The sequence below is a fragment of the Bacillus sp. IS1 genome (genome assembly GCF_032461585.1).
GTDB lineage: Bacteria > Bacillota > Bacilli > Bacillales > Bacillaceae > Bacillus > Bacillus velezensis.
Window position 1 is genome coordinate 37,702 of record NZ_JAWCWR010000010.1, and the last position, 17,522, is coordinate 55,223.

Genomic DNA, 17,522 nt, shown 5'->3' on the forward strand with positions numbered 1-17,522 from the left:
ATGGGACTAATCGTATCACCGGGAGGAATGTATGTGAATAAGGGACATTTAAATCAAGTTCTGCTGATTACAGATGGCTGCTCCAATCATGGTGAAGACCCGATCGCAATGGCGGCTTTCGCCAAGGAGCAGGGGATTACGGTGAATGTTATAGGAATTATGGAAGAAAATGCGATTGACCAAGAGGCAATGAAGGAAGTTGAAGGCATCGCCATGGCCGGAGGCGGCGTCCATCAAGTTGTGTATGCGTCACAATTGTCTCAGACGGTTCAAATGGTGACGAAAAAAGCAATGACCCAGACGCTGCAAGGCGTCGTCAATCAAGAGCTTAAACAAATTTTAGGGAAAAACGTTGAAATGGAAGAGCTTTCTCCTGAAAAACGCGGCGAAGTGATGGAAGTTGTTGATGAACTCGGCGAAACGGTTCATCTGCAAGTGCTTGTGCTGGTTGATACGAGTGCGAGTATGGCGCCGAAACTGCCGACGGTGAAAGAAGCGCTGATCGATCTTTCCATCAGTTTAAATTCCCGGGCCGGACAAAATGAATTTGCAATGTGTATATTTCCCGGGAAAAGCCAGGAAGTTGAGCTTGTACTGAATTGGACGCCGAAGCTTGAATCCCTTTCTGCACTCTTTGCGAAGCTGTCGACCGGCGGTATCACCCCTACGGGCCCCGCTATCCGGGAAGCGACGCAGCAGTTTGAGAGAATCCGCTCAAGAAGGAGCATGTTGGCAGATGATGAACGACGCTTTAACGAGTTTGGCATGTAGTCTGGCACCGGGGACGGCAATTCAGGGCAAATGGAACGGCAAATCCTACAGATTGCTCAAACAGCTTGGAAAAGGGGCTAACGGTATTGTATATTTGGCAGAAGCATCAGGCGGACAGGTCGCTTTGAAAATAAGCAGCGACAGCATGTCTGTTACCTCTGAAGTGAATGTCTTAAAATCCTTTTCAAAGGCCCGGTCGCAAACGATGGGGCCTTCTTTTTTTGATGCGGACGACGCGTTTATACCGCAGCTGAATAAAAATGTCTCTTTTTACGTGATGGAGTACATAGAAGGGCCGCTTCTTCCGCAATATATCAGCAGTAAGGGAGCGGAGTGGATTCCGGTGCTGATGGTGCAGCTTCTTTCCAGCCTGTCAGTCCTTCATCAGCAAGGGTGGGTTTTTGGCGACCTCAAACCGGACAATCTCATTGTAACCGGGCCACCGGCTGCCATTCGCTGCATTGATGTAGGGGGAACGACAAAACAGGGCCGCGCGATTAAAGAGTATACGGAGTTTTACGACAGGGGCTATTGGGGGTATGGAACAAGAAAAGCAGAACCATCCTATGACCTGTTTGCTGTCGCAATGATCATGATCCACTGTGTCCAGAAGAAAGAGTGCAAAAAGTCAGGACAGCCGAAAGAACAGCTTCGTTCTATCATTGAAGGCCACCCGTTTCTGAATAAGTATAAGAAGGTTCTGTTTTCTGCTTTAAACGGTCAATATCCGTCTGCGGAAGCCATGAAGCATGACATCCTGACGGCGGGCCAGAGCGCCGGGAGCAAAAGGAAAGCCGCCGCCAAGCCTAAGCCGCCGCATTCAAAACCGCGGCAGGGCACTGTATCTCAGACGCGGTATAAACCTAAACAAAAACCCGCAAAGCACAATGGTTTGTTTGAAACAACACTTATTTTAATCAGCGTTCTCGCCCTTTATTTCGCTTACATCGTCTTTTTTCTCATCTAGTGCCGGCCGGACGCCTGCGCTCATGCTTCTTCTTTGCTTGGAGGGAATGAAAGTGATAGGATATGTATATCTTTAAAAAACCTGCTCATTGTGAGGGGGACATTGTGAAAAGCGTGGAAGATTTTTTCAAAACATATCATCTTCAGGCGGAGGGAGAAACGATTATTGCCGGGGTCTCCGGAGGCCCTGATTCAATGGCGCTTCTCAGTATGCTGAATAAGCACTTCGGGCATTCCTCCGTTATCATAGCGGCGCATGTCGACCATCAGTTCAGGGGTCCTGAATCTGAAGAAGATATGAAGTTTGTGCAGTCATATTGCGAGGCTGAACACATCCTCTGTGAAACGGTACAGATTGATGTTTCTGCATACGCAAAGAAGAATAAGCTGAACAAGCAGGCTGCCGCGCGTGATTGCAGATATCAGTTTTTCGAAGATCTGATGACAAAACACCAAGCGAAGTTTTTGGCGCTGGCTCATCACGGCGATGACCAGGTTGAGACAATGCTCATGAGGCTTGCGAAAGGTACGCTCGGGGCAGGGCTTGCGGGAATGCAGCCCGTTCGCGAATTTGCATCCGGCTGGCTGATCAGGCCTTTCCTCTATACGGCAAAGGATGAAATCCTTGAATACTGCCGTCAAGAAGGGCTCAGCTACAGAACGGATGAGAGCAATGCAAAAGACGATTATACAAGAAACAGATTCAGAAAGACCGTGCTTCCTTTTTTAAAACAAGAATCACCTGACGTTCATAAAATGTTTCAAAAGGTGAGTGAAGCACTGACAGAAGACGAACAATACCTGCAGTCATTAACGAAAGAACGAATGAATAAGGTTATTACAAGCAAGTCTGACACATCGGTTGAAGTCAATTCCTCTCAATTGCTTGCCCTTCCGATACCTTTACAAAGAAGAGGAGTTCAACTAATATTAAACTATCTTTATGAAAACGTTCCATCGTCGTTTTCCGCCCGCCACATACAGCAGTTTCTCGAATGGGCGGAAAATGGAAGCGCCTCGGGAGTGCTTGATTTTCCGAAAGGGCTGAAGGTGGTCAAATCATATCAGACATGTTTGTTTACATTTGAACAATGGCAATGTGAAAAGGTTCCCTTTGAGCTGCAGCTGCAAGGAGCGGAAGGCGAGACTGCTGTTCTCCCCAACGGCTTTATGATAGAGGTGGCCGATCAGGCTGACCCTCATATCAAAAATGGGAATGCTGTTTTTATGACAAGCAGAAATAAGGTGCAATTTCCTTTAACAATCCGGACGAGAAAAATCGGCGATCGGATCAAACTTAAAGGGATGAATGGCTCGAAAAAGGTGAAAGATATATTTATTGATCATAAACTGCCTCTGCGGGATCGGGACGAATGGCCGATTGTAACGGATGCGAGCGGTGAAATTATCTGGCTGCCTGGCTTGAAAAAATCCATCTTTGACGATCTTGTGATTTCAAACAGTGACCGCATTGTATTACAATATAGACAGCATGAAAAGTGTAGGGGGCAAGCATTAACATGAAACAGGATATCGAAAAAGTGCTGATCTCAGAAGATGAGATCCAGCAGAAAGTAAAACAGCTTGGAGAACAATTAACAAGCGAGTACAGCGACACGTTTCCGTTGGCAATCGGTGTGTTAAAGGGAGCGCTTCCTTTTATGGCTGATCTTATAAAGCATATTGATACATATTTGGAAATGGACTTCATGGATGTATCAAGCTACGGAAATTCCACGGTTTCTTCCGGAGAAGTCAAAATCATCAAAGATTTGGATACATCTGTAGAAGGCCGGGACATCTTAATCATTGAAGATATTATCGACAGTGGGTTAACCTTGAGCTATCTCGTAGAACTCTTCCGATATCGTAAAGCGAAATCAATTAAGATTGTTACCCTGTTGGATAAACCAAGCGGAAGAAAAGCGGACATTAAAGCAGACTTCGTAGGCTTTGAAGTTCCTGACGCGTTTGTTGTGGGTTACGGACTTGATTATGCCGAACGCTATCGCAATCTGCCTTACATCGGAGTATTAAAACCGGCGATTTATGAAAGCTGATCGGCTGCCTGCTTCCGAGATGGTTATCGGTTGTATTGGAATGATTTTCTATGGTACTATTGAACATAGTTGTGCTTACTGTGGGAGGAGGTAAGGAATGAATCGGGTCTTCCGTAATACCATTTTTTATTTACTTATTTTATTAGTAGTAATCGGGGTTGTGAGTTACTTCCAGACTTCAAACCCGAAAACAGAAAATATGTCGTACAGTACGTTTATCAAGAACCTCGATGAGGGGAAAGTTGATAGCGTATCGGTTCAGCCTGTCAGAGGTGTTTATGAGGTAAAAGGACAGCTGAAAAAATACGACAAAGACCAGTACTTTTTAACACATGTTCCTGAAGGAAAAGGAGCAGACCAGATATTTGATGCAATTAAAAAGACGGACGTAAAAGTTGATCCCGCACAGGAAACAAGCGGGTGGGTGACGTTCTTAACGACGATCATTCCGTTTGTCATCATCTTTATTCTGTTTTTCTTCCTGCTCAATCAGGCTCAGGGCGGCGGCAGCCGTGTCATGAACTTCGGAAAGAGCAAAGCGAAGCTGTATACGGAAGAAAAGAAACGCGTGAAGTTTAAAGATGTAGCCGGCGCGGATGAGGAGAAGCAGGAGCTCGTTGAGGTTGTTGAGTTTCTGAAAGATCCTCGCAAATTCGCCGAGCTTGGCGCCAGAATCCCTAAAGGCGTGCTGTTGGTCGGACCTCCGGGAACCGGTAAGACGCTGCTTGCGAGAGCCTCAGCCGGTGAAGCGGGCGTTCCTTTCTTCAGCATCAGCGGATCTGACTTCGTTGAAATGTTTGTCGGTGTCGGTGCTTCCCGTGTGCGTGATTTATTCGAAAATGCGAAAAAGAATGCGCCTTGTCTGATCTTCATTGATGAGATCGACGCGGTGGGACGTCAGCGCGGCGCAGGTCTTGGCGGCGGGCATGATGAACGCGAACAGACGCTGAACCAGCTGCTTGTAGAGATGGACGGTTTCAGTGCGAATGAAGGAATCATTATTATCGCTGCGACAAACCGTGCGGACATTCTCGACCCTGCATTGCTTCGTCCGGGACGTTTTGACCGTCAGATTACGGTAGACCGTCCGGATGTCATCGGCCGTGAAGCCGTATTACAGGTCCATGCGAGAAACAAACCGCTTGATGAAACGGTGAACTTAAAAGCGATCGCTTCAAGAACACCCGGTTTCTCAGGCGCCGATTTAGAAAACCTTCTTAACGAAGCGGCACTCGTTGCTGCCCGTCAAAACAAGAAGAAAATTGATATGCGCGACATTGATGAAGCGACGGACCGTGTGATTGCGGGCCCTGCGAAGAAGAGCCGCGTCATATCGAAAAAAGAACGCAATATCGTGGCGTACCACGAGGGCGGTCACACCGTTATCGGACTTGTGCTGGATGAAGCCGATATGGTTCATAAAGTAACGATCGTTCCGAGGGGGCAGGCGGGCGGATACGCGGTCATGCTTCCGAGAGAAGACCGTTACTTCCAGACAAAACCTGAACTTCTCGATAAAATTGTCGGTCTTCTGGGCGGACGCGTTGCCGAGGAAATTATCTTCGGCGAAGTCAGCACGGGCGCTCACAATGACTTCCAGCGGGCAACGAACATTGCCAGAAGAATGGTGACAGAGTTCGGTATGTCAGAAAAACTCGGACCGCTTCAGTTCGGTCAATCTCAAGGCGGTCAAGTATTCCTGGGCCGGGATTTCAACAACGAGCAAAACTACAGTGATCAGATCGCTTACGAAATCGATCAGGAAATTCAGCGCATCATTAAAGAATGTTATGAGCGTGCGAAAACCATCCTGACTGAAAATCGCGATAAGCTGGAATTGATTGCTCAGACATTGCTTGATGTGGAAACATTAGATGCGGAACAAATCAAGCATCTCGTGGATCACGGAAAACTCCCTGAGCGCAATTTCTCAGATGACCATCTTCAAAAAGACGATGTGAAAGTAAACATCCTGTCTAAAACAGAAGACGAAAAGAAAGACGAGCCGAAAGAATAGTTCGCTTTCTGATATGAAAACCGCCGGCGTATACCGGCGGTTTTTTTACTGGTTCCGTTTTGTTTACAAAAGAGCCGCAGATCGTGTATGGTATTGTAGAATGTTGAAAATGTTATGATTAGAAACTATTCAAAAGTGGTGATAGAGGTTGTTACTGGTTATAGATGTGGGGAACACCAACACCGTGATTGGTGTATATCATGATGGGGAATTAGAATATCATTGGCGCATAGAAACGAGCAGGCACAAAACAGAAGACGAATTCGGCATGCTGCTCCGTTCCTTATTTGAACATTCCGGACTCATGTTTGAACAGATTGAAGGGATTATCATCTCATCCGTGGTGCCGCCGATTATGTTCTCTTTAGAAAGAATGTGCACAAAATACTTTCACATCGAGCCGCAAGTTGTCGGCCCGGGAATGAAAACAGGTTTAAATATAAAGTATGACAATCCGAAAGAAGTGGGAGCTGACAGGATCGTCAATGCCGTTGCGGCGATCCAGCAGTATGGCGGCCCCTTAATTGTTGTTGATTTCGGAACGGCGACGACGTATTGCTACATTGATGAAAACAAACAATACATGGGCGGCGCGATTGCTCCCGGCATTACGATTTCGACGGAAGCGCTGTACTCACGTGCGGCGAAGCTTCCGAGAATTGAAATTGCCCGTCCGGACAATATCATCGGCAAAAACACGGTAAGCGCCATGCAGTCCGGCATCCTTTTCGGCTATGTCGGACAAGTTGAAGGTATAGTGAAGCGGATGAAATGGCAGGCAACACAGGAACCGAAAGTCATTGCGACAGGCGGGCTTGCGTCATTAATCGCAAACGAATCAGACTGTATTGATATTGTTGACCCGTTTCTCACTCTGAAAGGGCTGGAAATCATTTATGAGCGAAATCGTGTGGGTCACGTATAGGAGGTAAACGATGGATTATTTAATTAAAGCAATTGCATATGACGGTAAAGTGCGGGCTTATGCAGCCAGAACGACAGATATGGTTAATGAAGCGCAAAGAAGGCATGACACGTGGCCGACGGCATCAGCCGCAATCGGCCGGACGATGACAGCTTCTCTGATGCTCGGAGCGATGCTTAAGGGTGAAGATAAGCTGACAGTCAAAATAGAAGGCGGCGGCCCGATCGGAGCCATTGTCGCAGATGCGAACGCAAAGGGTGAGGTAAGAGCATACGTATCAAACCCGCACGTTCATTTTGACCTCAATGAACAAGGGAAACTGGATGTCAGACGGGCGGTCGGAACTGACGGAACACTCAGTGTCGTAAAAGATTTGGGCTTGCGTGATTATTTTACGGGACAAGTAGAGATTGTCTCGGGTGAACTCGGTGACGACTTCACGTATTACCTTGTTTCTTCTGAACAAGTCCCTTCATCTGTCGGCGTAGGTGTTCTGGTAAATCCTGATAACACGATTCTCGCTGCGGGCGGGTTCATCATTCAGCTTCTTCCGGGGACTGATGAAGAAACCATTTCAACAATTGAGAAGCAATTATCTCAAATCGAACCGATTTCAAAATTGATTCAAAAAGGCCTGACACCGGAAGAAATCTTAGAAGAAGTTCTGGGTCAAAAACCGGACGTTCTCGAAACAATGCCGGTCAAATTTCACTGTTCTTGTTCAAAAGATCGATTCGAAACGGCCATTTTAGGACTAGGCAAAAAAGAAATACAAGATATGATAGAAGAAGACGGAAAAGCCGAAGCGGTTTGCCATTTTTGTAATGAGAAATATTTATTTACAAAAGAAGAACTGGAAGAGCTTCGTGACGAAACAACCCGCTAGCTCTTTAGCGGGTTGTTCTATTTTATAAAAGGGATGGGGTAGATTTTGAAATCGAGAACACTTTTGACGATTATTGTAGCGGCGCTGTTAGTATGCAGTGTGACAGTGGCGTATAAGTTAACAAAATCCCAAGCCGCGGGGTCATCTGAAGAATCCATCGCGACAATCGGTGATAAACATATCACACGGCAAGACTGGATGAAAAAGATGGAAGACCAGTACGGAAAATCAACTCTGGAAGACATGATTAATGCACAAGTAGTGGAAGAGCTTGCGAAAAAGAATAAACTCACAGTTTCAAACAGCGAATTGGAGCGGGAGTTTCTTTTAATCAAAGCGGTGAATAATTCATTTTATGAAGACAGCCATATTACCGAAAAAGAATGGAGGGACCAGATCCGCTACAACATTCTTCTTGAAGAACTGCTGACGAAGGACATCGATATATCGGATAAGGAAATGCAATCATTTTATAATAAAAATAAAGAATTGTACCATTTCGATGATTCCTACAGAATCCGGCACATCGTCGTCAAAAACAAAGAAGAGGCGGACAGGGTGCTTGCTGATTTGAAAGGCGGTTCCAGCTTTGAAGCCGTCGCCGCTGAGCGTTCCACGGACAGATACACGTCTCAGTATGGCGGAGACCTCGGCTTTGTGACAGAAAACCTGGAAAATATCCCGCAGGCATATATCACAGAAGCTAAAAATCTTAAAGAAGATGAATGGTCCGCTGAACCGATTAAAGTTTCCTCAGGATACGCCGTCATTCAGCTGAAAGAAAAGCTTAAAGTGAGAACTTTCTCATACAATGAAGTGAAGAGCCAAATCAGACGCCAGATCGCGATGGATCAATTAGGTGACAAGGCGACAGTCAAAACGCTGTGGAAAGAGGCGGGGGTCTCTTGGTTCTACGGGGAAAAAAGAACTAAATGATTGACAAAAAATTTTGAAATTGATAACTTATATTTATAATACCAATAAATTTAGTCGGAAATTGAGGTGTCCAACATGGTGCGTATTGCAAATTCTATTACTGAACTAATCGGAAATACTCCTATTGTGAAATTGAATCGCCTGACGGATGAAAACAGTGCAGATGTATATCTGAAGCTTGAATACATGAATCCGGGCAGCAGCGTAAAAGACCGGATCGGAGTGGCGATGATTGAAGCGGCTGAAAAAGAAGGAAAATTAAAAGCCGGCGACACAATCATTGAACCGACAAGCGGAAATACGGGGATCGGTCTTGCAATGGTGGCAGCGGCTAAAGGTCTCAGAGCCATTCTCGTTATGCCTGATACAATGAGTATGGAACGACGCAATCTGCTGCGCGCATACGGAGCGGAGCTTGTGCTGACTCCCGGCGCAGAAGGAATGAAGGGCGCCATTAAAAAGGCGGAAGAACTTGCCGAGGAACACGGATACTTTGTGCCTCAGCAATTCAACAATGCGGCAAACCCGGAAATTCACCGCCAAACGACGGGGAAAGAAATCGTCGAACAGTTTGGTGACGACCAGCTTGATGCGTTCGTGGCCGGAATCGGTACCGGCGGAACCATCACGGGAGCGGGCGAAGTGCTGAAAGAAGCATATCCATCCATCAAAATCTATGCGGTAGAGCCGGCGGATTCTCCAGTTCTTTCCGGCGGAAAACCGGGCCCGCATAAAATTCAGGGTATCGGAGCGGGATTTGTCCCTGAAACATTGAATACGGACATCTATGATCAGATCATTCCCGTCAAAAACGAGGATGCATTTGAATATGCCCGTAAAACGGCAAAAGAAGAAGGGATTCTCGGCGGCATTTCTTCCGGAGCGGCCATTTACGCGGCACTGGAAATCGCGAAAAAACTGGGGAAAGGCAAGAAAGTGCTTGCGATCATCCCTAGTAACGGAGAACGTTACTTAAGCACACCGCTTTATCAGTTTGAATAGAGACATATACACGGCTCCCGGCTGTATCCGGGAGTTTTTTTGTGCTGAAGCATCGAAAATCCAAAAAACGTTTCGAATTTTATGGTTGGAAGTGAAATTCACTTTTTTCACCAGTGTGATTGCTTTAAAATAAAACTACAGTAAAACGAAGCAGAGGATTGATATGATGGCACAACGCAGACCGGCAGGAAGAAAAATACCTTTTACGAAACAAGCATTTTTACAGCGATATGAAAACCTTTCGAAATCGAGAAAACGGCATGTTCTGCTCGAAAGCGCGAGAGGGGGAAGATTCAGTATAGCCGGTCTAGATCCGATTGCGTCCGTCAGAGGGAAAGACGGAATTACAACGATCAAGCATGAGGGGGAAACACTGTTTAAAGAAGGTGACCCGCTGCGGGCCTTTCATGAATGGTTTGGAACGCTCGGAACGGAAACAAACGTTGAGTTTCCGGACTTTCAGGGCGGTGCGATTGGTTTTATCAGTTACGACTACGCCCGATATATTGAGAATTTTAAGATGCTGTCGTTAGATGATCTGGAAACACCTGATATTTACTTTCTTGTTTTTGATGATGTGGCCGTTTATGACCATGAGGAAGAGGCGTTATGGCTTATTACCCATACTGAAGCGGAAGAAGCGGATCTTGCGGAAGAAAAGCTGTCCGGCTTAGAGGACATGTGGTGTTCCCTACAAACGGCGGACGAGCCTTTTTCACCGCTGGATCGGAATGGGGACGGATCGTACGCCGCTCCGTTCACTGAAGAAGGATTTTCGCAGGCTGTAGAACAAATTAAACAATATATCGCGAGCGGCGATGTGTTCCAGGTTAATTTGTCCATCAGGCAGTCTCAGTCCTTATCCGTTCATCCGTATGAGGTGTATAAACACTTGAGAAACGTCAATCCGTCTCCTTACATGGCCTATCTCGAGACACCGGGGTTTCAAGTGATATGCGGGTCGCCGGAGCTATTGGTGACAAAGAAGGGGAAGAAGCTTGAAACGAGACCGATCGCGGGTACGCGTTCAAGAGGAAAAGACGATGCTGAAGACAAGGCTTTGGCTGACGAATTAATTCACAATGAAAAAGAACGTGCGGAACACGTCATGCTTGTTGATCTTGAGCGCAATGACCTCGGGCGCGTATCGCGCTACGGCTCCGTGCGCGTTAACGAATTTATGGCGATCGAAAAGTATTCCCACGTCATGCATATCGTGTCAAACGTACAGGGAGAGCTGCAGGACGGATATGACGCGACAGACATTATTCATGCGGTGTTCCCGGGGGGCACCATCACGGGAGCGCCCAAAGTGAGAACGATGGAAATTATAGAAGAGCTTGAGCCGACAAGACGGGGGCTTTATACTGGATCTATAGGCTGGTTCGGATTCAACGGAGATTTGCAGTTTAACATTGTGATCCGGACGATCTATGCAGCCGGCGGACATGCTTTTATGCAGTCCGGAGCAGGAGTGGTCATTGATTCGGTTCCGAAGCATGAATACAAGGAATCGTTCAAAAAAGCTTTTGCGATGAAAAAGGCGTTAGAGCTGAGCGAAGAAGAGACAAAAAATCAGACGAGGTGAGCAGAGATGATTTTAATGATTGACAATTATGATTCATTTACGTACAACTTGGTTCAATATTTGGGTGAGCTCGGGGAGGAACTGATCGTCAGACGGAATGACGAGATTACGATTGAGCAGATTGAAGAGCTGGGTCCGGACTTCTTAATGATTTCACCCGGGCCGTGCAGTCCTGATGAAGCGGGGATCAGCCTCGAAGCCATCAAACATTTTGCCGGCAGTATTCCTATTTTCGGCGTATGTCTCGGGCATCAGTCGATTGCGCAAGTATTCGGCGGCGATGTCGTCAGAGCAGAGCGGCTCATGCACGGCAAAACGTCAGAAGTTATGCATGACGGACAGACGATTTTTAAAGGCCTGCAAAATCCGCTGGTCGCCACCCGGTACCATTCACTTATTGTCAAAGCGGACACGCTGCCGGATTGTTTTACGGTATCCGCTCAAACCAAAGAAGGAGAAATTATGGCAATCCGCCATAATGAGCTGCCTGTTGAAGGTGTTCAGTTCCATCCGGAATCCATCATGACCTCCTTCGGCAAAGAGATGCTCAGAAACTTTATAGAGACGCACCGCAAAAAGGAAGTAACGGTGTGATTATATATTTGAATGGTCAATATATAGAGGAGAAAGAAGCGGCGCTTTCTCCTTTTGACCATGGTTATCTGTACGGGATCGGCGCGTTCGAGACGTTCAGGCTTTACAGCGGCCGGCCGTTTCTGCCGGATGCGCATGTCGCCAGGCTCAACAGGGCGCTTCGGGATCTGCAGATTGCATATGAGGTGAACAAACAGGAGCTGCTTGATATGCTTCTGAGACTGTTGCTCCTCAATGACATCAAGGACGGCAGCGCGCGTGTCCGGCTTAACATCTCGGCAGGCGTCAGCGATAAGGGATTTGCCGCGCAGACTTATGAAAAGCCGACCGTCCTTTGTTTCGTCAACCGGCTCAATCCGGAAACTCTGCCTGTTCAAAAAGAAGGCAGGCTTCTCTCTGTCCGGAGAAACACGCCTGAAGGATCTTTTCGGTTAAAATCCCATCACTATTTAAACAACATGTATGCTAAACGGGAGATCGGGAATGATCCCAATCTTGAAGGCATTTTCCTGACCGGAGAAGGAGATGTCGCGGAAGGCATTGTCTCCAACGTGTTTTGGCGAAAAGGAGACAAGGTCTTTACGCCATCTTTGGATACGGGAATTCTCGACGGCGTAACGAGACAGTTTGTCATTGATGAATTGAAACGGCAGGGGACAGAAGTCACCGAAGGCCGATTCCGTTTTCAATCAATGCTTGAAGCGGATGAAGCATGGATGACAAACTCCGTGCTTGAAATCATCCCGTTTTCTAAAATAGAGGAAGTGCCGCTGCCCGGAATGAGCGGGAAAACGGTGCAATTGCTCCGTAAGCAGTATCAGCAGGAAATAAACAAAATGAATGTACAGGAGGAGGAACAAAATGGCGCAGCAAACAATTGAACAGCCTAAACTGATTCATACAAAAAAAGGCGCTCTGTCCTATAAAGAGAAGACGCTCGTTATGGGGATATTAAATGTAACGCCAGACTCCTTCTCTGACGGCGGTAAATACGACAGTACGGAAAGGGCGCTTCTGCGTGCGGTGAAGATGGCTGAAGAAGGGGCGCATATTATAGATATCGGCGGTGAATCGACAAGGCCCGGCGCATCACTCGTGTCGGCTGATGAGGAAATGTCACGAGTCATCCCCGTCATAGAACGGATTACAAGCGAGCTGGACATTCCGCTTTCAATCGATACGTACAAAGCGTCCGTGGCAGACGAAGCGGTCAAAGCGGGAGCCTCTATCCTTAATGACATCTGGGGGGCGAAAGGTGACCCTGACATGGCGTCAGTAGCCGCCGCACACGGGGTTCCGATTATCTTAATGCATAATCGCACGGAAAGAAACTACAACGATCTTATTCCTGATATGCTTGCAGACCTGATGGAAAGCGTAAAAATTGCCGCAGAAGCCGGCGTCACAGATGAAAACATGATTCTGGATCCGGGGATCGGCTTTGCGAAAAACTATGAGGACAATCTGGCTGTCATGAACAAGCTGGAGGTGTTCAGCGGGTTAGGTTATCCGCTGCTCCTGGCGACATCGAGAAAAAGGTTCATCGGCCGTGTACTTGACCTTCCCCCTGAAGAACGTGCTGAGGGAACGGGAGCGACAGTATGCCTTGGCGTCCAGAAAGGCTGCGACATTGTGAGGGTGCACGATGTCAAAGAGATCGCAAGAATGACTAAGATGATGGATGCTATGCTGAACAAAGGAGGCGCACATTATGGATAAAGTATATGTGGAAGGTATGGAGTTTTACGGATATCACGGCGTGTTCGAAGAAGAAAACAAACTCGGCCAGCGCTTCAAAGTAGACCTGACTGCCGAACTGGATTTGAGCAAAGCGGGAAAAACGGATGACCTTTCTTATACCATTAACTATGCGGAATTGTACAGTGTCTGCCGCGGCATCGTTGAGGGCGAGCCCGTTAATTTGGTCGAGACCCTTGCGGAACGGATCGCAGACACCGTCCTTAAGAAATTTGAGCCGGTGCAGCAATGTACGGTAAAGGTTGTTAAGCCTGACCCGCCGATTCCCGGCCATTATAAATCAGTAGCTATAGAAATGACGAGAAAGAAATCATGAACAATACGGCATATATCGGCCTCGGTTCCAATATGGGCGACCGTGAACATTATTTGCGTCAGGCAGTGGCCATGCTCAGCCGGCATCATGGCGTAACGGTGTCAAAGGTGTCCTCCATATATGAAACAGATCCCGTCGGCTATGAGGATCAAGATCAGTTTCTCAATATGGCGGTTGAAGTGAAAACGTCGTTATCTCCTTTTGAACTTCTTGATGTAACGCAGAGCATTGAAGCTGAATTAGGCAGAACGAGAGAGATTCGCTGGGGACCGCGGACGGCAGACCTTGACATTTTGCTGTATAATCGTGAAAATATTGAAACAGAGCGGCTGATTGTTCCGCATCCGAGAATGTATGAGCGCTTATTTGTCCTTGCGCCGTTAAAAGAAATATGTCCGCAGGCGGATCATATCACGATAAGCGCTGAAACAAACCAAGAAGGTGTAAGAGTATGGAAGCAGAAATCTGGGGTAGGCGAATTCGTGCATTCAGAAAGCTGAAAGGTTATACTCAAGAAGGATTTGCAAAAGCATTAGGTATATCAGTTTCTATTGTCGGTGAAATTGAACGCGGAAACCGATTGCCGTCAGATGCCATCATTCAAGATGCGGCAGATGTTTTAAATATAAGTGCGGACGAATTGGCCCCGCCTGAAAAATAGACAAATGAAAGGAGGGGAAAAATGTTTAAAATCGGTGATATTCAATTGAAAAACCGGGTTGTGCTTGCCCCTATGGCCGGTGTCTGCAACTCAGCGTTCAGATTGACTGTAAAGGAATTCGGAGCCGGGTTGGTATGCGCTGAAATGGTCAGTGACAAAGCGATTCTTTACAACAACGCCAGAACAATGGGGATGCTTTACATTGATGAACGTGAAAAACCGCTCAGCCTTCAGATTTTTGGAGGAAAAAAGGAAACCCTTGTGGAAGCGGCGAAGTTTGTAGATCAAAACACAACTGCTGATATTATTGATATTAACATGGGTTGTCCCGTACCCAAGATTACAAAATGTGATGCGGGCGCCAAATGGCTTCTTGATCCTGATAAGATTTATGAAATGGTATCCGCAGTAGTAGATGCTGTTGATAAGCCGGTTACAGTGAAGATGAGAATGGGTTGGGATGAAGAGCACATCTATGCGGTGAAAAATGCCCAAGCCGTTGAACGTGCCGGCGGAAAAGCCGTTGCCCTGCACGGCCGCACAAGAGTGCAAATGTATGAAGGCACTGCGAACTGGGATATCATTAAAGAAGTGAAGCAATCCGTCTCCATTCCCGTCATCGGAAACGGTGATGTCAAAACGCCTCAGGACGCGAAACGTATGCTTGAGGAAACAGGAGTTGACGGCGTCATGATCGGCCGGGCCGCACTCGGCAACCCGTGGATGATTTACCGTACGGTGCACTACCTTGAAACCGGTGAGTTAAAAGACGAACCGAAAGTCCGTGAAAAAATGTCGGTATGCAAACTGCACTTAGACCGCCTGATTAAGTTAAAAGGCGAAAATGTGGCAGTCAGAGAAATGAGAAAACACGCTGCCTGGTACCTGAAAGGTGTCAGAGGCAATGCGAATGTACGCAACGAAATTAACCAATGTGAGACGCGTGAAGAAGTTGTGCAGCTTTTAGATGCATTTACCGCCGAAGCAGAGGCAAAAGAGCTTCAAGATGCAAAAGTAGGTTAATATACACCCTCTATTGCTGCTCACTGCCAGCTTACCGCTGGCAGTTTTTCTGCTTTTTCGTGAAATCAAAATGTAACGGAGTGATACCAATGAGTCAAGAAGAGCAAAATCATGAGGAATTGAACGACCAGCTGCAAGTCAGACGAGATAAAATGAACCAGCTGAGAGAAAACGGCATTGACCCTTTCGGCGAACGTTTCGAGAGAACGCATCAATCTCAACAGATCATTGACGCCTACCAAGAGCTTTCTAAAGAAGAACTGGAAGAAAAAGCGATCGAAGTGACCATTGCAGGCCGTATGATGACAAAGCGCGGAAAAGGGAAAGCCGGCTTTGCGCATCTGCAGGACTTAGAAGGTCAAATTCAAATTTACGTAAGAAAAGACAGTGTCGGCGAAGAACAATATGAAATCTTTAAATCTTCAGACCTCGGAGACGTTATCGGCATCACGGGGAAAGTTTTCAAAACAAACGTAGGCGAGCTTTCTGTCAAAGCGACATCTTTTGAACTGCTGACAAAAGCACTGCGTCCTCTTCCTGATAAATATCATGGGTTAAAAGATGTTGAACAGCGTTACCGCCAGCGCTATCTCGATCTCATCGTAAACCCTGACAGCAAACAAACGTTTATCACACGCAGCAAAATCATCCAAGCGATGAGAAGATACTTAGATGACCATGGATACTTAGAAGTTGAAACACCTACGATGCACAGCATACCGGGAGGAGCGTCTGCACGCCCGTTCATCACACACCATAACGCGCTCGATATGCCTCTTTATATGCGTATTGCGATTGAACTGCACCTGAAACGCCTGATTGTCGGCGGATTGGAAAAAGTCTACGAAATCGGCCGCGTGTTCCGTAATGAAGGTGTTTCTACACGCCATAACCCTGAATTCACGATGATCGAGCTGTATGAAGCGTACGCCGATTATAAAGATATTATGAGCCTTACGGAAAACCTCGTTGCACATATTGCGCAGGAAGTGCTTGGAAGCACCACAATCCAGTACGGCGAAGAGCAGATTGATCTAAAACCTGAATGGAAACGACTCCACATGGTAGATGCGGTCAAAGAAGCGACAGGCGTAGATTTCTGGAATGAGATGACTGTTGAAGAAGCGCGCGGTCATGCAAAAGAGCATGGTATCGAGATCACAAACTCAATGACGGTGGGTCATATCATCAATGAATTCTTCGAACAAAAAATTGAAGAAACACTCATTCAGCCTACATTTATTTACGGCCACCCTGTAGAGATTTCTCCTCTTGCTAAGAAAAATCCGGAGGACCCTCGCTTTACAGACCGTTTTGAGCTGTTTATCGTCGGCCGTGAGCACGCTAATGCGTTTACGGAGCTGAATGACCCTATTGACCAGAGGGAACGCTTTGAAGCGCAATTAAAAGAAAGAGAAGAAGGTAACGATGAAGCGCATATGATGGATGAGGACTTCGTTGAAGCTCTTGAATACGGCATGCCGCCGACCGGGGGATTGGGTATCGGTATCGACCGCCTTGTCATGCTGTTAACAAATGCTCCGTCTATCAGAGACGTTTTATTATTCCCTCAAATGAGACAACGCTAATAAAAGGGAAGGCGCCGTTTCTGCTTATCGCAGTACGGCGCTTTTTTAGAAACAAGCCGCTCGTAAAACTTTTTTGATTTTCTTTTAAAAAACTATTGCACTATTATTTGTGAGGTGGTATATTATTATTCGTTGCCGCTAAACAAGGCGCTGACGAAAAAAAGAAATTTAAAAAGTTGTTGACTTCAAGAGATTGATAAGATATAATAATAAAGTCGCTTGAACGAAAGACAAAATGATCTTTGAAAACTAAACAAGACAAAACGTACCTGTTAATTCAAAGTTTTAAATAAATCGCACAGCGATGTGCGTAGTCAGTCAAACGCTTTATCGGAGAGTTTGATCCTGGCTCAGGACGAACGCTGGCGGCGTGCCTAATACATGCAAGTCGAGCGGACAGATGGGAGCTTGCTCCCTGATGTTAGCGGCG

General features: G+C 46.7%; 18 protein-coding genes and 1 rRNA gene. All 19 read left to right on the forward strand.

Annotated elements, in window-relative coordinates:
- Window positions 1–33: 33 nt before the first annotated feature.
- Entirely contained in the window at window positions 34–771 is a 738-nt protein-coding gene (locus RUW00_RS21400) for a vWA domain-containing protein (protein ID WP_004264624.1), read from the forward strand.
- The gene (locus tag RUW00_RS21405; protein WP_014416732.1) at window positions 737–1,738 is read left to right on the forward strand and encodes a protein kinase domain-containing protein; all 1,002 of its coding nucleotides are present in this window, start codon (window positions 737–739) and stop codon (window positions 1,736–1,738) included. The genes RUW00_RS21400 and RUW00_RS21405 overlap by 35 nt, the downstream gene beginning before the upstream one ends.
- Before the next feature lie 104 nt (window positions 1,739–1,842).
- A complete protein-coding gene (gene tilS, locus RUW00_RS21410) occupies window positions 1,843–3,261 on the forward strand; it encodes a tRNA lysidine(34) synthetase TilS (RefSeq protein ID WP_032864032.1) in 1,419 nt (472 codons plus the stop codon).
- The gene (gene hpt / locus RUW00_RS21415) at window positions 3,258–3,797 is read left to right on the forward strand and encodes a hypoxanthine phosphoribosyltransferase (protein WP_004264611.1); all 540 of its coding nucleotides are present in this window, start codon (window positions 3,258–3,260) and stop codon (window positions 3,795–3,797) included. The genes tilS and hpt overlap by 4 nt, the downstream gene beginning before the upstream one ends.
- Window positions 3,798–3,894: 97 nt before the next feature.
- The gene (gene ftsH, locus RUW00_RS21420) at window positions 3,895–5,814 is read left to right on the forward strand and encodes an ATP-dependent zinc metalloprotease FtsH (protein WP_004264608.1); all 1,920 of its coding nucleotides are present in this window, start codon (window positions 3,895–3,897) and stop codon (window positions 5,812–5,814) included.
- 148 nt (window positions 5,815–5,962) lie between these two features.
- Window positions 5,963–6,739, forward strand: coding sequence for a type III pantothenate kinase (locus tag RUW00_RS21425; protein ID WP_007409940.1), 777 nt, complete (start codon window positions 5,963–5,965; stop codon window positions 6,737–6,739).
- Window positions 6,740–6,749: 10 nt separating this feature from the next.
- Window positions 6,750–7,625, forward strand: a complete 876-nt coding sequence (gene hslO, locus RUW00_RS21430) for an Hsp33 family molecular chaperone HslO (RefSeq protein WP_004264606.1) — start codon at window positions 6,750–6,752, stop codon at window positions 7,623–7,625.
- Between the two features lie 45 nt (window positions 7,626–7,670).
- Window positions 7,671–8,561: a peptidyl-prolyl cis-trans isomerase gene (locus RUW00_RS21435; protein WP_280144801.1), complete on the forward strand. Its 891-nt coding sequence runs from the start codon at window positions 7,671–7,673 to the stop codon at window positions 8,559–8,561.
- 75 nt (window positions 8,562–8,636) lie between these two features.
- A complete protein-coding gene (gene cysK / locus RUW00_RS21440; RefSeq protein ID WP_007615206.1) occupies window positions 8,637–9,563 on the forward strand; it encodes a cysteine synthase A in 927 nt (308 codons plus the stop codon).
- A gap of 166 nt (window positions 9,564–9,729) precedes the next feature.
- Complete coding sequence (gene pabB, locus RUW00_RS21445; protein ID WP_025650395.1) at window positions 9,730–11,151, forward strand: aminodeoxychorismate synthase, component I; 1,422 nt, start codon at window positions 9,730–9,732, stop codon at window positions 11,149–11,151.
- Window positions 11,152–11,157: 6 nt separating this feature from the next.
- Entirely contained in the window at window positions 11,158–11,745 is a 588-nt protein-coding gene (gene pabA / locus RUW00_RS21450) for an aminodeoxychorismate/anthranilate synthase component II (protein WP_007409944.1), read from the forward strand.
- Window positions 11,742–12,626, forward strand: a complete 885-nt coding sequence (gene pabC, locus RUW00_RS21455) for an aminodeoxychorismate lyase (RefSeq protein ID WP_017419483.1) — start codon at window positions 11,742–11,744, stop codon at window positions 12,624–12,626. Before pabA ends, pabC begins: the two co-directional genes overlap by 4 nt.
- Complete coding sequence (gene folP / locus RUW00_RS21460; protein ID WP_017419482.1) at window positions 12,607–13,464, forward strand: dihydropteroate synthase; 858 nt, start codon at window positions 12,607–12,609, stop codon at window positions 13,462–13,464. The genes pabC and folP overlap by 20 nt, the downstream gene beginning before the upstream one ends.
- On the forward strand, window positions 13,457–13,819 hold the full coding sequence (gene folB, locus RUW00_RS21465; RefSeq protein ID WP_022552479.1) for a dihydroneopterin aldolase: 363 nt from the start codon (window positions 13,457–13,459) through the stop codon (window positions 13,817–13,819). The genes folP and folB overlap by 8 nt, the downstream gene beginning before the upstream one ends.
- Entirely contained in the window at window positions 13,816–14,319 is a 504-nt protein-coding gene (gene folK / locus RUW00_RS21470) for a 2-amino-4-hydroxy-6-hydroxymethyldihydropteridine diphosphokinase (protein ID WP_007409947.1), read from the forward strand. Before folB ends, folK begins: the two co-directional genes overlap by 4 nt.
- Entirely contained in the window at window positions 14,271–14,480 is a 210-nt protein-coding gene (locus tag RUW00_RS21475) for a helix-turn-helix domain-containing protein (RefSeq protein ID WP_003150668.1), read from the forward strand. The genes folK and RUW00_RS21475 overlap by 49 nt, the downstream gene beginning before the upstream one ends.
- Before the next feature lie 21 nt (window positions 14,481–14,501).
- Complete coding sequence (gene dusB, locus RUW00_RS21480; protein ID WP_007409948.1) at window positions 14,502–15,503, forward strand: tRNA dihydrouridine synthase DusB; 1,002 nt, start codon at window positions 14,502–14,504, stop codon at window positions 15,501–15,503.
- 89 nt (window positions 15,504–15,592) lie between these two features.
- Window positions 15,593–17,092, forward strand: coding sequence for a lysine--tRNA ligase (gene lysS, locus RUW00_RS21485; RefSeq protein ID WP_014416740.1), 1,500 nt, complete (start codon window positions 15,593–15,595; stop codon window positions 17,090–17,092).
- Window positions 17,093–17,419: 327 nt separating this feature from the next.
- Window positions 17,420–17,522, forward strand: a 16S ribosomal RNA gene (locus RUW00_RS21490); the annotation flags it as partial.

Bases quoted from the DNA above. Each gene is read 5' to 3' on its own strand.
- lysS (WP_014416740.1), top strand. From the start codon at position 15,593: ATGAGTCAAGAAGAGCAAAATCATGAGGAATTGAACGACCAGCTGCAA.
- dusB (WP_007409948.1), top strand. From the start codon at position 14,502: ATGTTTAAAATCGGTGATATTCAATTGAAAAACCGGGTTGTGCTTGCC.
- pabA (WP_007409944.1), top strand. From the start codon at position 11,158: ATGATTTTAATGATTGACAATTATGATTCATTTACGTACAACTTGGTT.
- ftsH (WP_004264608.1), top strand. From the start codon at position 3,895: ATGAATCGGGTCTTCCGTAATACCATTTTTTATTTACTTATTTTATTA.
- folB (WP_022552479.1), top strand. From the start codon at position 13,457: ATGGATAAAGTATATGTGGAAGGTATGGAGTTTTACGGATATCACGGC.
- hpt (WP_004264611.1), top strand. From the start codon at position 3,258: ATGAAACAGGATATCGAAAAAGTGCTGATCTCAGAAGATGAGATCCAG.
- folP (WP_017419482.1), top strand. From the start codon at position 12,607: ATGGCGCAGCAAACAATTGAACAGCCTAAACTGATTCATACAAAAAAA.
- hslO (WP_004264606.1), top strand. From the start codon at position 6,750: ATGGATTATTTAATTAAAGCAATTGCATATGACGGTAAAGTGCGGGCT.
- pabB (WP_025650395.1), top strand. From the start codon at position 9,730: ATGGCACAACGCAGACCGGCAGGAAGAAAAATACCTTTTACGAAACAA.
- RUW00_RS21405 (WP_014416732.1), top strand. From the start codon at position 737: ATGATGAACGACGCTTTAACGAGTTTGGCATGTAGTCTGGCACCGGGG.
- RUW00_RS21475 (WP_003150668.1), top strand. From the start codon at position 14,271: ATGGAAGCAGAAATCTGGGGTAGGCGAATTCGTGCATTCAGAAAGCTG.
- folK (WP_007409947.1), top strand. From the start codon at position 13,816: ATGAACAATACGGCATATATCGGCCTCGGTTCCAATATGGGCGACCGT.
- cysK (WP_007615206.1), top strand. From the start codon at position 8,637: ATGGTGCGTATTGCAAATTCTATTACTGAACTAATCGGAAATACTCCT.